Source organism: Arthrobacter sp. FW305-BF8 (assembly GCF_021789315.1).
Taxonomy (GTDB): domain Bacteria; phylum Actinomycetota; class Actinomycetes; order Actinomycetales; family Micrococcaceae; genus Arthrobacter.
The window spans coordinates 555050-569168 of sequence record NZ_CP084561.1; the positions used below are offsets into that span (position 1 = coordinate 555050).

At 67.7% G+C, this 14119-nt stretch carries 15 protein-coding genes; 11 read left to right on the top strand and 4 right to left on the bottom strand.

What is annotated here, in order from left to right; translation table 11 throughout:
• Nucleotides 1–27: 27 nt before the first annotated feature.
• The 3 genes from lepB (at nt 28) to LFT45_RS02535 (ending at nt 2383) form a co-directional block, all read left to right on the top strand.
• Entirely contained in the window at nt 28–477 is a 450-nt protein-coding gene (lepB, locus tag LFT45_RS02525; RefSeq protein ID WP_236806370.1) for a signal peptidase I, read from the top strand.
• 118 nt (nt 478–595) lie between these two features.
• Nucleotides 596–1075 carry a Dps family protein gene (locus LFT45_RS02530; protein WP_236806371.1) on the top strand — a complete coding sequence of 160 codons (480 nt, stop codon included), beginning with the start codon at nt 596–598 and terminating at the stop codon, nt 1073–1075.
• Between the two features lie 42 nt (nt 1076–1117).
• Nucleotides 1118–2383 (top strand): acyl-CoA dehydrogenase family protein, encoded by a 1266-nt coding sequence (locus LFT45_RS02535; RefSeq protein WP_236806372.1) that lies wholly within the window; start codon nt 1118–1120, stop codon nt 2381–2383.
• 103 nt (nt 2384–2486) lie between these two features.
• On the opposite strand, the gene LFT45_RS02540 is transcribed toward LFT45_RS02535, so the two are convergent.
• Together LFT45_RS02540 and LFT45_RS02545 are read right to left on the bottom strand one after the other, a co-directional pair.
• Entirely contained in the window at nt 2487–3647 is a 1161-nt protein-coding gene (locus LFT45_RS02540; protein WP_236806373.1) for a YihY/virulence factor BrkB family protein, read from the bottom strand.
• Nucleotides 3648–3764: 117 nt separating this feature from the next.
• On the bottom strand, nt 3765–4037 hold the full coding sequence (locus LFT45_RS02545; protein ID WP_236806374.1) for a hypothetical protein: 273 nt from the start codon (nt 4035–4037) through the stop codon (nt 3765–3767).
• Nucleotides 4038–4244: 207 nt separating this feature from the next.
• On the opposite strand from LFT45_RS02545, the gene LFT45_RS02550 reads away from it, so the two are divergent.
• Entirely contained in the window at nt 4245–4793 is a 549-nt protein-coding gene (locus LFT45_RS02550; RefSeq protein ID WP_236806375.1) for a hypothetical protein, read from the top strand.
• Nucleotides 4794–4850: 57 nt separating this feature from the next.
• On the opposite strand, the gene LFT45_RS02555 is transcribed toward LFT45_RS02550, so the two are convergent.
• Nucleotides 4851–5915 carry an NAD-dependent epimerase/dehydratase family protein gene (locus tag LFT45_RS02555; protein ID WP_236806376.1) on the bottom strand — a complete coding sequence of 355 codons (1065 nt, stop codon included), beginning with the start codon at nt 5913–5915 and terminating at the stop codon, nt 4851–4853.
• Between the two features lie 289 nt (nt 5916–6204).
• Between LFT45_RS02555 and LFT45_RS02560 the strand changes: the two genes are divergently transcribed.
• Nucleotides 6205–7038 (top strand): sigma-70 family RNA polymerase sigma factor, encoded by an 834-nt coding sequence (locus tag LFT45_RS02560; protein ID WP_336885600.1) that lies wholly within the window; start codon nt 6205–6207, stop codon nt 7036–7038.
• On the opposite strand, the gene LFT45_RS02565 is transcribed toward LFT45_RS02560, so the two are convergent.
• On the bottom strand, nt 6933–7877 hold the full coding sequence (locus LFT45_RS02565; protein WP_236806378.1) for a glycosyltransferase family 9 protein: 945 nt from the start codon (nt 7875–7877) through the stop codon (nt 6933–6935). The two genes, LFT45_RS02560 and LFT45_RS02565, sit on opposite strands and share 106 nt — an antisense overlap.
• A 115-nt stretch (nt 7878–7992) precedes the next feature.
• On the opposite strand from LFT45_RS02565, the gene LFT45_RS02570 reads away from it, so the two are divergent.
• The 6 genes from LFT45_RS02570 to LFT45_RS02595 are packed head-to-tail and all read left to right on the top strand — an operon-like array spanning nt 7993 to nt 14086.
• On the top strand, nt 7993–8574 hold the full coding sequence (locus LFT45_RS02570; RefSeq protein ID WP_236806379.1) for a D-glycero-alpha-D-manno-heptose-1,7-bisphosphate 7-phosphatase: 582 nt from the start codon (nt 7993–7995) through the stop codon (nt 8572–8574).
• Entirely contained in the window at nt 8571–9647 is a 1077-nt protein-coding gene (locus LFT45_RS02575) for a glycosyltransferase family 9 protein (RefSeq protein ID WP_236806380.1), read from the top strand. Before LFT45_RS02570 ends, LFT45_RS02575 begins: the two co-directional genes overlap by 4 nt.
• Nucleotides 9644–10738, top strand: coding sequence for a glycosyltransferase (locus tag LFT45_RS02580; protein ID WP_236806381.1), 1095 nt, complete (start codon nt 9644–9646; stop codon nt 10736–10738). Before LFT45_RS02575 ends, LFT45_RS02580 begins: the two co-directional genes overlap by 4 nt.
• Entirely contained in the window at nt 10735–11988 is a 1254-nt protein-coding gene (locus LFT45_RS02585) for a glycosyltransferase (RefSeq protein ID WP_236806382.1), read from the top strand. Before LFT45_RS02580 ends, LFT45_RS02585 begins: the two co-directional genes overlap by 4 nt.
• A complete protein-coding gene (locus LFT45_RS02590) occupies nt 11985–12716 on the top strand; it encodes a D-sedoheptulose-7-phosphate isomerase (RefSeq protein WP_236806383.1) in 732 nt (243 codons plus the stop codon). Before LFT45_RS02585 ends, LFT45_RS02590 begins: the two co-directional genes overlap by 4 nt.
• Nucleotides 12713–14086 carry a PfkB family carbohydrate kinase gene (locus tag LFT45_RS02595; RefSeq protein WP_236806384.1) on the top strand — a complete coding sequence of 458 codons (1374 nt, stop codon included), beginning with the start codon at nt 12713–12715 and terminating at the stop codon, nt 14084–14086. Before LFT45_RS02590 ends, LFT45_RS02595 begins: the two co-directional genes overlap by 4 nt.
• Nucleotides 14087–14119: the final 33 nt, after the last annotated feature.

The window sequence follows — 14119 nt, forward strand, 5'->3', positions numbered from 1 at the left end:
TTTCGGGGGAGGACAATCACGACGGCGGTGCTGCTCGCCGCTGTCCTTCTGGCCTCGCGCCTGTGGCTGGTGGAGCCCGTGACGGTCAGCTCGGAAAGCATGGAGCCGGCACTGCCCAAGGGCAGCACGGTGCTGATGTTCAAACCCGGGCCCGCGCTCGGTGCGCCCAAGGCCGGAGACCTGGTGGTGTTCACGAGTCCGGAGGACGGGAGCCCTGCTGTCAAACGGGCCATTGCCTTGGGGGGCCAGACCGTTGCCATCGAGGACTCTGTGCTGGTGGTGGACGGGGTTCCGCAGGCCGAGCCGGGCATCGACCACAGCCGCATCGATGGCACCTACTTTGGTCCGGTCACGGTGCCGGCCGGGCACGTCTTTGTCCTGGGTGACAACCGTGCGGGCTCCATCGATTCACGGGCCTACGGAAGCGTGCCGTTGGAAGCGCTACAGGCAACGGTTCTCTGGCCCGCCGGCCGCTAGGCACATGCACGCGCCGCGAAGACCCCTGCCCGAAAGGTAAGTATGCTGGGAATCATCCTGGCCAGCTGCCCAGCCGGCCAGGCCCGGACATGCATCGGTGACGGCAGCGGAGGAAGACATGAAAGCATCCGAGACTCTGGCCAGCAATCTTCAGAAGGTCCTCACTGACCTGATCGAGCTGCACGTTCAGGGCAAGCAGGCGCACTGGAACCTGGTGGGCACCAACTTCCGTGATCTGCATCTGCAGCTAGATGAAATTGTTGACAGCGCCCGGCTGCTTGCCGATCAGACGGCCGAACGCATGCGTTCGCTGCATGCACTTCCGGACGGCCGGAGCGCCACCGTTTCCTCGGGCACTAGGCTGGAGCAGTTTCCTGCCGGCCTGACCGTCACCAAAGACACCGCCAAGCTCATTACCGCGAGGCTGGAACAAACGGTGAAGACCATCCGCGATGTCCACGATGACGTGAATGAAGAAGATCCCACGAGCGCGGACCTCCTGCACGTGGCCATCACCCGGCTTGAGCAACTGGCCTGGATGGTGAACGCGGAAGTGATGCCGGCTTCTGCGTCGGTGACTGCACCGGCACAGGATTAGCAGCGCCATGACCCGGTGCACTCAGCCGGCAGCGGACGCTGCATGAACGCACAGCACCGCCAGTGGCAGCCTGTCCGATTCAGCCCGGCGCCGTCCCGGGAGATGGCCGCCGAAGCTGCGCCGGAAGCCCAACCTGCGCCTGGAGCGGGACGTCTACCGGAAGGCGAACCTGTACTGGATGTTGAGCGATTGCTGGACAGGGTCGCCTCGGCTGTGGGGGATGTCCCTGCCCTGCTGGCCATCGCCCAGCAGGCCGGCCGTTCCGCGCCGAAGCCCGGTGACGGGCGGACAGCCCGGCTCTGGGAACTGCTGGCTTCCGTGGCCGCGGTGGACGTGGCCGCCGCGCGGGTTCTGGAGCCGCACCTGGACGCCGGTGCCATCCTGTCCCAGGCGGGAGCGCCGGGATCCTTCACCGGATCGTGGGGTGTCTACGCAGCCGAGGCCCCTGGTACCCGGCTGACGGCCGCGCCGGCATCGGTCGCGGCTGACGGGCGGCCCCCCGCCGGGGCTGAACCAGCCGGGACAGAATCCCACGAGCCAGAACAAAGCGGGACATCCGGCAGCGTGCAGCTGACCGGCTCCAAGCCTTGGTGCTCGCTGGCCCAGTTTGTGGACCACGCGGTGGTGACCGCGCACACCGTCACCGGCGGCCGGGCGGCCTTCGCCGTTGATCTCAGGGCCGCCGGCGTTACGTGCGATGTGCCGGAATGGACAAGCCGCGGACTGCGCGAAATCCCCAGCGGAACTGTCCACTTTGACGGGGTGCCGGCCGTGCCGCTCGGCGGTGACGGCTGGTACTTCCAGCGCCCCGGCTTTGCGTGGGGCGGCATGGGCGTTGCAGCGTGCTGGCTGGGCGGCGCCGTGGCGCTCGGCCGGCACTTCGAGGCCGCGCTCCAGCGGGGAGCCAGGTCCCAGCGCGAGGCCGACCAGGTGGCACTCGCCGCCCTGGGTGAAGTGGACCGGATCCTGACCTCAACCGTCCAGTACCTCGCCCGGGCAGCAGAGGCCGTGGACGCCGCCGAGGCCACCGGTGCCGCCCAGACAGACCCGGATTCCGCCACGGAAGCGGCTGGCGCCGGCACTGCTGGCGGGTGGAGCGAGGCGCTCCGTGTCCGGGGAACGGTTGCCGCCGCCGTCGAACGGGTCCAGCTCCTGGTGAGCCAGAACCTGGGGCCAGGCCCCCTGGCCTTGGATGAACGGTACGGCAAATGCATGGCGGACCTGTCCCTCTACGTGCGGCAGCACCACGCAACGCGTGACGACGCCCAGCTGGGCGTGCTCACCCTCAAGGGGGAGCACGGTTGGTGACGTTCTAGCAGCTGACGAGACGCTTGTGCCGGAAGCGGTTCGCGAGGTTGGGAAATCACGGGCCGCTCCCGGCACAGGACGGGATGTTGTTGAGTTTGTGCGGCTAGCTGTTGCCGCGGCCGCCGCTGGAGGTGGCTCCGCCGTGGCCGTTCCGGCGGTCGCCGTCCGGGCCGTGCTGGCCGCTGTTGTCCTTGCCGTTGCCCTGCTCGCTGTACTTCTCGCGCAGTTCGCGTCCCAAGCGGATGTCTTCCTCTTCCTTCTCCTGGAGCTTGTCGCTTTTCTTCGTATCGCGGGGAGGGAGCTGGAGCGTGTCCTCAGCCTCAATGCCGGCCTGCAGCTGCCGGCCGCGCTCCATCTCGGCGTCGAACTCGGCGCCAAAAAGCAGGGACATGTTGAGGATCCAGAGCCACAGCAGCATGACGATCACGCCGCCGATGGCGCCGTACGTCTTGTTGTAGTTGCTGAAGTTACCCACGTAGAAGCCAAAACCCACCGAGGCCAGCACGAAGATCACCAGGGCGATGAGGGAGCCAAGGCTCATCCAGCGGAACTTTGGCTGGCGGACGTTCGGAGTGAAGTAATAGAGGATGGCGATGACGACGATCACGAGCGCGACGATGACGGGCCACTTCGCGATGTTCCACACGGTCAGGAACACTCCGCCCAGCCCCAGGACATTGCCGATGGCCTCAGCCACCGGGCCGCTGATGACCAGCATTGCAGCGAGCAGCGCAACGATGATCAGAGAGACCACCGTGACGCCGAGCATGGTGCCGCGAAGCTTTACGAATCCGCGGCCCTCATCTATTTCATAAATCCGGTTCATCGCCCGGCCGAACGCGGTCACATACCCGGACGCGGACCAGATGGCTGTCGCGAGACCGATAACCAGGGTGAAGCCGGCCGCCGGTGAGGTGGTCAGCTCCTGGATAGGCTCGCGGATCATCTCCACCGCCTGCCCGGGCGCGACGCCCTGGACGATTTCCAGGAGTGCCGACGTCGTCTTTTCCGCCTGTCCAAAGATGCCCAGCAGCGAAACGAGGGCGAGCAGGGCGGGGAAGAGCGAGAAGATGGCGTAGTAGGTAAGTCCGGCCGCGAGGTCGGGGCACTGGTCCGCAGTAAATTCACGCAGGGTCTTGCGGGCAATGTACTTCCACGATGGCTTGTCCACATCGGTGGGGCTGTCCGGCTTTCGCGTGTCATCCGGGGCAGGTGCGCTTCCCGCCTTTGCTGTGCTGGTTTCCGGGGCTTCTTTCGTAGCCATTGGGGATCCTTTCGTTCGCAGGCGGGGCCATGCTCCGCAAGTCACGGAACGTTCCCTGCCCGCTGTCAGGCGTTGGGGCTCGTGGGTCGTGCAACAGCTCGCATAGTGCGTCAGTCGCTACTGTCCGGGGGCTCTAGGTGGGTTGCGGCGGTCCAGGGTTAGCGGGTCGCTGCCCAGCGGATCATCGGCCGGTTGCTTTCCGTTCAGCGGATCGTCCGCCATTCGGGTGTTCGACTGCGGAGTCTCGGCCAGCTGGCCAGAGGCGAGCGGATTGGCATCTTGGCCTGGGCCACCGCTGCGTGGGCCGCCGCCAGCCAGCTCGGGATCTGTGCTTTCCTCATCATCGGGTGGTCGGGCCCCCGCGGCCTGCGGCCATTGGTTCTCGGTCATAGTTGGTACCTCTCCCGCATCTCGGGTTGCTGAGTACAACCGGCAATCACTCGCCATAAAATAGTAAGCATGATTACTATTAGATAGTAAGTACCCTGATGGCCGCTAGTTCAACCGGCCGCCCGTTCCGGCAGTGTTTGGTCGGGGCAGGTGGGCGGGCCCCTGCCGGATAGCTACGTACTGGAAAAAGAGAGAGGTGGATCCACAGTGGACCCGAGTGCCTGGATTTGGATCGTCGTTGTAATTGTCGTCATCGCACTCGTTGTGGTGCTTCTGATGTCCAGCCGCAAACGCAGGGAGGCGTTCCGGCAAAAGCGCGATGAGCAGAATCGCCAGCACGCAGCCGAGATCCGCAGGAAAGCGGAGAACGCCGACCTTGAGGCGCGGGAAAACGAGGCTCGGGCCATGCATGCCAAGGCTGACGCCGAGAAAGCGCAGGTTGAGGCGGCCCGGCTTCGCCAGGAGGCCGAGCAAAAGCAGTCGGCCGCCCAGGACCTCCGGACGGATGCCGAGAAGCACCAGTACAAGGCGAACGCGCTTGACCCGGACGTGGACGAGGATGGCAACCGGCGCGACGATGCACGGACGCATGCCGGAACTGATGATGATCGGGCCGCCGATGCGCGGAACGCCGATGCGCGGAACGCCGATGCGCGGAACGCTGGCGGGCGGGCCGCTGACGCCGGAGCCGACGGGCGCGACCCGGATGCCGGTGCCACGACGGACGCTGCCCGGCGGAACACGCCGCGCGAGTGAGTCGCCGTCAGCCGTTGACGCCCGCCGTCACCAGCGTCCGGAACCAATGCCCGGAAGCTAGCGACGGCGGGTGAGGCCGAGGAGGCTACGCCGCGGTTTGAGCGGCGGAGACGCCGGCACGCCGGCACCTTTGCCCATGCCGTCAATCACCTCTTGGATGGCCTCCAGCGACGGCGTTTGCGGCTCCCAGCCGAGCTCGTTCCGGATCCGCTGGGTGTCCATGATCGGCGCACCCGCCGCCATCTCCACCCACCCCGAGTCCGTCTGCTGAAGTCGGAGCCGCCAGGTGGCGCCAACGAAGGCGTGCAGCGCGCTGACCGGGACGGGGAGGATCCTCTTGGCGGAAAAGAGCCTGGCCAGGTTTTGTGGCGTGACCACCGGCTCGGCCGCCACATTGAACGCCCCGCTGGCCCTGCGCTCGAGCACGCGCCAGTACGCGTCCGCTACGTCGTCGGCATGCACCGCCTGGAAGACCAGTTCGTCGGGAATTGGCAATAAGGGCAATGCCGGCCGGCGCGGGACGAACCTCGGGTGGACCCACCCCAGGAAGTACCTGCCGATTTCGCTTCCGGCCTCCGCCTGGAAAATGAGTCCGGGGCGCAGCCTGGCCACGGCAACGGAGGGATTGTCCGCCGCGAACCTATCCAGCAGTTTTTCCTGCTCTGCCTTGTGCCGGCTGTAATGTGAGCCCTCCATGCCTCCCGCGGGCCAGGATTCGTCCACGCGGTGGTCCTTGGGTGACTTGCTGTAGGCGCCCACCGAGGAGGCGCAAACCACGTGCCCCACCCCTGCTTCCCGGGCAGCCGCCAGCACGTTCGCCGTGCCGGTGACATTGGTGCAGTGCAGTTGCGGGAGATCCCGGTTTGGTTGGATCTGCCAGGCCAGATGCACCACAGCGTCTGCTCCGGCAAAGGCCTTGGCCAGCTTCTGCACCGCACCGTCACCGCCCACGTCCAGGGTGTGCCACTCCACGCCCGCGTAAGGTGACCGTAAAGTGTCCGGTGTGCGGCGGCTGATGCCCACCAGTTCCAGGCCGCCGGGGTGTTCCTGCCGGGCATTCTGAAGCCTGCGCAGGAGTGCTGTCCCGGCATTGCCGCTGGCACCCGTAATCACGATACGCATGAAATCCGCTCCGTCCATTGCCGTGGAATGTGACGGCCAGGCCGTCTGGTAACGGTGCCGTGGCCTTGGTGCTTCTTTTGAGCCTAGCGCCTCGGACCATTGTGTAATAAGCACGCTTATGATTTCCTTCTTCTAAGTCTTGCCGCAGGCTTTCTCGAGCTCCCGATCGAAGGAACCCACGACAATGCCAGAAACTCCACCTTGTTTTTCCCCGCCCGGCCCGCCCCATGCAGCACCCCAACCTGCGACCCAGGCGGGGCGCCTGCATGATGCCTTCCAGAACCAGCTGGTGCTCAATTACCTGGACCTGGCGGAGTCGCTCGCCTCCCGGTTCGCCACCCGCGGACGTGAGCGCTCAGACCTGGTCCAGGTGGCCTACTTGGGCCTCGTCAAGGCTGCCCGGGGCTTCGATGCCGAGAAAGGCGAAAGTTTCCCCGCCTACGCGGCGCCCACCATCAGCGGTGAACTCAAGCGCTTCTTGCGCGACCGGTGCTGGACGGTGCGGCCGCCGCGGCATGTCCAGGACGTGCGGACGCAGGTACTGCACACCACACCGGACCTGGCCCAGTCGCTGGGGCGGACACCGTCCGCACAAGAACTCGCCAGCGAACTGGGCGTCAGCCCCGCCGACGTTCGGGAAGCCCAGGCAGCAGGCAGCAGCATGCATCCGGACTCGCTGGACAGTCCCGATCCGTGGGGTGGACCAACGATGGGCGAGGGGCTTGTCTCGGCGGACCAGCCGATCGAACACCTCGAGGAACTCGTATGCCTCAATGAGGCCATCCAGGAGCTGGACCCTGACGACCGGGAGATGCTGTACCGGAGGTACTTCCGGGAGGAGACCCAGACGGAACTGGGCAAACGGTTCGGTATCTCCCAGATGCAGGTGTCCCGGCGCCTGTCCCGCATCCTGGTCTGGCTTCAGCGCCGGTTGCTCGACGAGGAGGACCGGGGCTCGGGCACGGACGGTGGCGGAACCGGCACCGGCAGGACCGGCAGCTACAGAACCAGCGCAGGTCAGGCGAGCGGAAGCTGCCCGACAGCGGCCAGGACGTCCTCCACCGAAACCGCAAGGAGGGCCGGGTCAGGGGTGGCCGCGAAGGTGTCGCCTCGGCGCGCCTGAGCGTCAGTCAGCACAACGTGGGGCCCAGGGGGTGGGCCCCACACCTCGGCCGGTGCCGGACCGAAAAGCACCACCGAAGGCCGGGCATACGCAGAGGCCAAGTGCGCCGCACCCGTGTCCGCGGAGACCACCAGCCGAGCCTCCGTGATGGCAGCCATGAATTCGGCCAGCCGCAGCTTTCCCGCCAGGACCTGGTCCTCCGGCAGCCCGGCGAGCCGCGCAACGTCCAGTGCCCGTGGCCGTTCCGCTGAGCTGCCGGTGAATATCACCTGGTGACCATCCTCTGAGAGGGCACGGGCCACTTCTGCAAAGCGGTCCTCCGGCCACAGCCGGCTGCCATAGGCGGCCCCCACGTGTAGCACCGTGGCGCCCGGGCAGGGGCTGGGAACGGCAGGCGGGAGGAGACGGTAATCGTCCGGCCGGGCTTCGATGCCGTGCCACTGGAGCAGCCTGGTCCAGCGTTCGCGCTCGTGGATGTCGTCGACCCACCACGGGCCGGGCCGTGCCGGCGTCCGGTGGCCTACGACGGTCCTGGGCCGGATCGCGGCCAGCCGTTCCTCGCTTTCGGGTCCACTGCCATGCAGATTGACCGCAACGTCCACTAGGCCGGCTTCAATGGGAATCGGAACATCCAGGCCGTGGGTGGGAAGCAGTTCGTAGCCGCCTACCAGCTCCAGGGCGTCCTCCAGCCAGCCCTGCGCGGCGTACAGCAGGCGGTGGTTCGGATAGGCGCGGCGCAGGGCTCGCAGTGCCGGCACAGCAACCAGCAGGTCCCCGAGCTTCAGGGCCCGCAGGACCAGCAGGACAGGTTGATCGTGCTTGCCGTTTGATGCTTCCACAGCCGTATCCCTCCTCTCTTCAGCCGCCCTGCTCGGACGTCTGTCGAGGAGTCTAGCCGAGAAGAAGTAGGCGGTCTGTTGTTTAGGTTTCCGCTGGTCGGGGAACGAGGTGGGTATGGCAAGTAACGCTTCTACGCTCAAGGCTGTGCTGTTCGACCGCGACGGAACGCTTGTGGTTGACGTGCCCTACAACGGAGATCCGCAGCTGGTCAAGCCTTTTCCGCATGCACGGAAAGTCCTCGACGAAGTGCGCAGCCGGGGACTCGCCACCGGCGTGCTGAGCAACCAGTCGGGCATTGCCCGCGGCCTCCTGACGGCGCAGGAGGTTGATAGCGTGAACGCACGGGTTGAGGACCTGTTGGGCCCCTTTGACGTCTGGGAGGTCTGCCCGCACGGGAGCGGGGACGCGTGTCTGTGCCGGAAACCGGCGCCGGGCATGGTCCGCAGCGCCTGCCGGCGTCTTGGCATCGATCCCTCGGAGGCGGCCTTCATAGGTGACATCGGCAGCGACGTGGAGGCGGCCGCGGCCGCCGGCGCACGCGGTGTCCTTGTTCCTACCCCGCAGACCCGGGCTGAGGAAGTCGCAGCGGCCCCCGAGGTTGCCGCTGACCTCGAACAGGCCGTCGCGCTGCTGTTCGGGGAGCCGCTGTTTCGGGGACCTGCGCCTCTGGGGCCGCTGCTGAAAGGGCCCGCATGAGCAGGGTCCTCGTGGCCCGGCTGGACAGCGTCGGTGACGTCCTCCTGGCGGGCCCGGCAGTCCGGGCAGTGGCGAACGGACGCCGGGCCGACGGCGGCAGCCCCAACGACGTCGTCGTGCTTTGCGGACCGCAAGGCCAGTCGGCAGCGTCACTGCTGCCCAATGTCGCCGACGTGTATTCCTGGGATTCCCCGTGGATCAGCAACCCCGCCCCGGCGGTCACAGGACCTCATCTTGACTCGCTGGTGGGCTATGTCCGGAATTCCCGCATCACCGAGGCGGTCATCCTCACCTCCTTCCACCAGTCGCCGCTTCCGCTGGCGCTCCTGCTGCGGCTGGCCGGTGTGGAGCGCATCACGGGCGCGTCCACTGATTACCCGGGCTCCCTTCTCGACGTCAGGCTGAGACCCGGCGAGGACTTTCCCGAGGACCAGCCAGAGTCCGTGCGGGCGCTCGGGATCGCCCGCGCGGCGGGCTTCCAGCTCAAGACGGGTGACGACGGAAAACTCATGGTCAAGGACCCTCCCGGCGTCCGGCACCTGGTAGGCGAGGGCCCGTACGTGGTGGTCCACCCGGGGGCAACGGTCCCGGCCCGGGCCTGGCCGCCGCTGCACCATGCGGCGGCCGTGGAGCTGTTGGAGGGCGCCGGCCACCGGGTGGTGGTGACCGGCGGCCCGGGGGAAACAGCCCTGACCGCTACCGTGGCCGGCCCCTCCGCCATCGATCTCGGCGGCCGGACGGATCTTTCTACGCTGTCCGGGGTCCTGGCCAACGCCGACGTCGTGGTCACCGGAAACACCGGTCCCGCCCACCTGGCGGCCGCCGTCGGAACCCCGGTGGTGAGCCTGTTTTCCCCGGTCGTACCGGCCGTCCGCTGGGCGCCGTACGGCGTTCCGCTGGAACTGCTGGGAGACCAGAACGCGCCGTGCCGGCTCAGCCGTGCACGAGATTGTCCGGTACCGGGCCATCCCTGCCTCAGCTCTGTTCCGCCGGAGCAGGTGGTGGACGCGGTCGAACGCCTGCTGAGCGGGGTCTCGTCGCTCAGCACACGGAGAAAGGTCCGGAAACAATGAGAATCTTGCTCTGGCACGTGCACGGGTCGTGGACGGACGCCTTTGTCCGCGGCCGGCACGAGTACCTGCTGCCTGTCCTGCCCGGCGGCGGTCCCTGGGGGCTGGGCCGGGCCGGCCGGCCCTGGCCCGCTTCTGCGCGGGAGGTCGCGCTCGCGGAGCTGGACGCCGGCAGCATCGACGCCGTCGTGCTTCAACGTCCGGAGGAAGCCGCTGAGGTGACGCGCATCCTGGGCCGCCGGGCCGGCGTCGACCTTCCCGCCGTGTACGTGGAACACAACACCCCCAAAGGTGATGTTCCCTTCACGGTCCATCCCCTCGGGGATCAGAACGGCATTCCGATCGTTCACGTGACCCATTTCAACGAACTGTTCTGGGACAGCGGCCGGGCACCGACCAAGGTCATTGAGCATGGCATCGCGGACCCCGGCTACCTTTACACGGGCGAGGTCCCGGAGCTGGGCGTGGTGGTCAACGAACCGGTACGCCGCGGCCGCGTGACGGGCACGGACCTGCTGCCACGCTTCGCCACGGCAGCCCCGCTCCAGGTCTTCGGCATGGGCGGCGACGGGCTGGCGGAGGCCACGGGAATCCCTTCCGGGCAGCTCACCGTCCGGGGTGACCTGAAAACCGCGGAGCTGCACCGTGAACTGGCGCGCTGCCGGGCATACCTGCACCCGCTGCGCTGGACTTCCCTTGGGCTCGCGCTGCTGGAGGCGATGCATCTTGGCATGCCGGTTCTGGCGCTGGCCACCACCGAGGCGGCACGGGCCGTCCCGCCTGAGGCAGGCGGCATTTCCACTGAGGTAGAGGAGCTGAGCCGGATTGCCCGGCAGCTGGTCAATGATCCGGAGGAGGCCCGACGCCGGGGCAAAGTTGCCCGGGAGGCGGCGCTGGAGCGCTATGGGCTGGAACGCTTTCTGGCTGACTGGGACGAGCTGCTGGCGGAGCTGGTGCCGGCCGGCGGCGGAGGGAAAGTGCAGGGGGAGGAGCGGCAGCATGGGTCTTTGGAGGGGGCACCCTCCGGCGATGCAGCTTTGAAGGGCTCCGGACCGGATGCCCCCACCGCGGCGCGAGAAGGGAACATCCATTGAAGATCTCAATGATTTCGGAACACGCCAGTCCTTTGGCAGCGCTTGGCGGCGTGGATGCCGGCGGCCAGAACGTTCATGTGGCGGCCCTTTCGTCGGCACTGGCCCGTCGGGGCCATCGGGTAACGGTCTACACGAGGCGTGACTCGCCGGATTTGCCCGCGAGGGTGCGGGTGCATCCCCGGCTCGAGGTGGTACACGTGGACGCAGGGCCGGCCGAACATGTGCCCAAGGACGAGCTGCTGCCCTTCATGGGCGCCCTGGCGGATGGCGTGGTCCAGGACTGGGGCGACTCACCGCCGCACGTGGTGCACGGCCACTTCTGGATGTCCGGCGTCGCCGCGCTGGACGCCGCACGCCGCGAGCCTGGCGGATTCCGGGTTCCCGTGGTCCAGACCTTCCACGCACTGGGCACGGTTAAGCGGCGCCACCAGGGCGCCGCGGACACCAGCCCGGCCGAGAGGCGTTTCCTTGAACCGTCCGTGGGCCGGTCGGCTGACCGCATCGTGGCCACGTGTTCTGACGAGGTCTTCGAACTGCGGGCAATGGGAATTGATACCCGCAGGGTTTCCATCGCCCCCTGCGGGGTGGATCTGGACCTCTTCTCCAGTGACGGGCTGGCCGACGCTCCGGCCCGTTCGCATCGGATCCTTTCCGTGGGGCGGCTTGTTCCGCGCAAGGGCGTTGATCTGGTGATCCGTGCGCTGCCGTACCTGCTCAAGGAAGGGTTCGACGACGTCGAGCTGCTGATCGTGGGCGGCGGGGAGGACGCGGGCGGGCAGGATCCGGAGGCGCGCAGGCTGCTGGACCTTGCCCGGGACCTCGGCGTGGCGGACCATGTTGAGCTCCGGGGGCAGGTGGCCCGGGAGGCCATGCCCGGTATCTTCCGGAGTGCGGACGCTGTGGTCTGCACTCCTTGGTACGAGCCCTTCGGCATTGTTCCCCTTGAGGCCATGGCCTGCGGTGTTCCGGTAGTCGCCGCTGCGGTGGGAGGCCTGACAGACAGTGTGGTGGACCGCGGAACCGGCCTGCATGTACCGCCGAAGGATCCCGAAGCCATCGCAGAGGCCGTCGGCACCCTGCTGGCCAACCCCGAACTGAGGGCCAAGCTCGGACGGGCCGGCGAGCGGCGCGCGAAGGCCCGCTACTCCTGGAGCAGGGTCGCTGCCGAAACCGAAAAGGCCTACCAGCTGGCCATCGCAGGCACTGCGGACGCGGGCCGGCTGGAACCAATGGAAGGAGCGGCTCTGTGACTGCGGAATCCCTGCGGGAGGCCGAACTTCCGGCCATGAACCAGGTTGGCATCTCTCCGGACCTTCCCCCCTCCCAGGACCAGTTCTCCTCCCAGGAGACGGGCAGGCAGAACGCCGGAGCGGGCTCGCGGGAGGCGGTGCGGACCCATCTGGAAAACGTCCTGCCTGCCCTGCGGTCCCTGGAACGCCAGGCCGACCGGCTGGCCGAATGGGGCGTGGAGCTGGCCCAGCGTTTGCTCAGCGGGCAGAAGCTGCTTGCTGCCGGGAACGGCGGGTCCGCTGCCGAAGCGCAGCACTTGACCGCGGAGCTCGTGGGCCGGTTTGATGGCGAACGGATGCCTTTTTCCGCGATCTCCCTGCACGCGGAAAGTTCGGCCGTCACGGCGATTGCCAACGACTACGGCTACGAGGAACTCTTCGCCCGGCAAGTCCGCGCCCACGGCAGGTCGGGGGACATTCTCGTGCTGCTGTCCACGAGCGGCCAGAGCCCCAACCTGCTCCGTGCAGCCGAGGCGGCGGCCAGACTGAACGTGACCACGTGGGCCCTGACCGGGCCGGCGCCCAATCCCTTGGCGTCCTGCTGCGATGAGGCTGTGGCCATCGATGCCATCTCCGCCAATGCTCAGGAAGGGCACCTGATCGCCCTCCATGCCATTTGCCGGGCCTTTGAAGCCGAGGTGGCCCGCAAAGGCCAGGTCAATGCCGGTCTGGAGGCTGATCGCGCATGAGGATCACTGTGGTGGGCGACGTTTTGCTGGACGTGGACCTTTCGGGTGAGGCAACACGGTTGTGCCCCGACGCGCCGGTGCCGGTGGTGGACGTCTCCGAGGTCCGGCGCCGGGCCGGCGGCGCCGGGCTCGTGGCCCGCATGCTGGCCCAGGACGGCCACCCTGTCACGTTGGTGACGGTGCTTTCCGACGACGACGCCTCCCTGGCACTGGAGGGCGCGCTCGCCGGCGTACGGGTTGTCTCCGGGCCCTCCGGCGCCAGAACCCCTGTTAAGACCCGGATCCGCGCGGGTCGCCAGCCGGTGGTGCGGGTGGATGAGGGATGCGGGCGGCCGGAAGTGCCGGAGGCCACCGCGGGTATGCTCAGGGCGCTGGACCAGGCCGAGGTCATCATCGTGGCCGACTACGGCAGGGGCCTTGCCGCAAACCCGGAGATCCGCGAGCTGCTCGAGGCCCGCGCCGCCGACATCCCGATCGTATGGGATCCGCACCCGTCCGGCGCCGTCCCGGTGCGCGGCGTGGCCGTGGTGACGCCGAATCTTTCCGAGGCGGCCAAGGCTGCGGAATCCGGCACGGGAACGTATGCGGCGATTGCCGCCGTCGGCAGCGCCCTCGGCAAAACACTGCTGGACCGCTGGCAAAGCCAGGCGGTCCTCGTGACCATGGGGGAGCAAGGTGGACTGCTGTCCCGGAACGACACAGCACCCGTGACCATACCGGCCCCTCCCACCGAGGTCACGGATCCCTGCGGCGCCGGCGACCGGCTCGCGGCCAGCCTTGCCGTGCACCTGGCCGAGGGACGCAGCCTCGGCGACGCCGCGGAACTCGCGATCAATGAAGCGGCTGCCTTCCTCGGCGCCGGCGGAGTAGCCTCCCTGCCCGACCGCCACCGGCCGGTCTGGCACCACAGCCCCGAGGAAGACGCCCTGGACCTTGCCCGGCGGGTGCGCGCCAACGGAGGAACGGTCGTGGCCACGGGAGGCTGCTTCGACCTGCTGCATGCCGGCCATGCCCGCACGCTGGCGGCTGCGAGGGACCTTGGTGACTGCCTGATCGTGTGCCTGAACTCTGACGAGTCGGTGCGCCGGATCAAGGGTGAGCAGCGGCCGATTGTGAGCCAGCAGGACCGGGCGGAGCTTTTGCTGGCACTTGAGTGCGTGGACGCTGTCCTGGTTTTCGGGGAGGACACCCCGGAGGCATGCTTGGAGACACTGCGGCCGGACGTCTGGGTGAAGGGCGGCGATTACCGCGCATCGGAGCTGCCCGAGGCAGGCCTGGTCGCGGGCTGGGGCGGGCGCTGTGTGACGGTGCCGTTCCACCAGGCCCGGTCCACGTCAGTCCTCGCGGATGCACTGGCGAAGGTCAGTTGAACTGTGTCACCTGAACTGCAACACGATCTTGTT

What these genes read in the sequence shown, in the direction of transcription:
- LFT45_RS02530 (WP_236806371.1), top strand. Translation starts at nt 596, where the DNA reads ATGAAAGCATCCGAGACTCTGGCCAGCAATCTTCAGAAGGTCCTCACT.
- LFT45_RS02535 (WP_236806372.1), top strand. Translation starts at nt 1,118, where the DNA reads ATGAACGCACAGCACCGCCAGTGGCAGCCTGTCCGATTCAGCCCGGCG.
- LFT45_RS02540 (WP_236806373.1), bottom strand. Translation starts at nt 3,647, where the DNA reads ATGGCTACGAAAGAAGCCCCGGAAACCAGCACAGCAAAGGCGGGAAGC.
- LFT45_RS02545 (WP_236806374.1), bottom strand. Translation starts at nt 4,037, where the DNA reads ATGACCGAGAACCAATGGCCGCAGGCCGCGGGGGCCCGACCACCCGAT.
- LFT45_RS02555 (WP_236806376.1), bottom strand. Translation starts at nt 5,915, where the DNA reads ATGCGTATCGTGATTACGGGTGCCAGCGGCAATGCCGGGACAGCACTC.
- LFT45_RS02570 (WP_236806379.1), top strand. Translation starts at nt 7,993, where the DNA reads ATGGCAAGTAACGCTTCTACGCTCAAGGCTGTGCTGTTCGACCGCGAC.
- LFT45_RS02575 (WP_236806380.1), top strand. Translation starts at nt 8,571, where the DNA reads ATGAGCAGGGTCCTCGTGGCCCGGCTGGACAGCGTCGGTGACGTCCTC.
- LFT45_RS02580 (WP_236806381.1), top strand. Translation starts at nt 9,644, where the DNA reads ATGAGAATCTTGCTCTGGCACGTGCACGGGTCGTGGACGGACGCCTTT.
- LFT45_RS02595 (WP_236806384.1), top strand. Translation starts at nt 12,713, where the DNA reads ATGAGGATCACTGTGGTGGGCGACGTTTTGCTGGACGTGGACCTTTCG.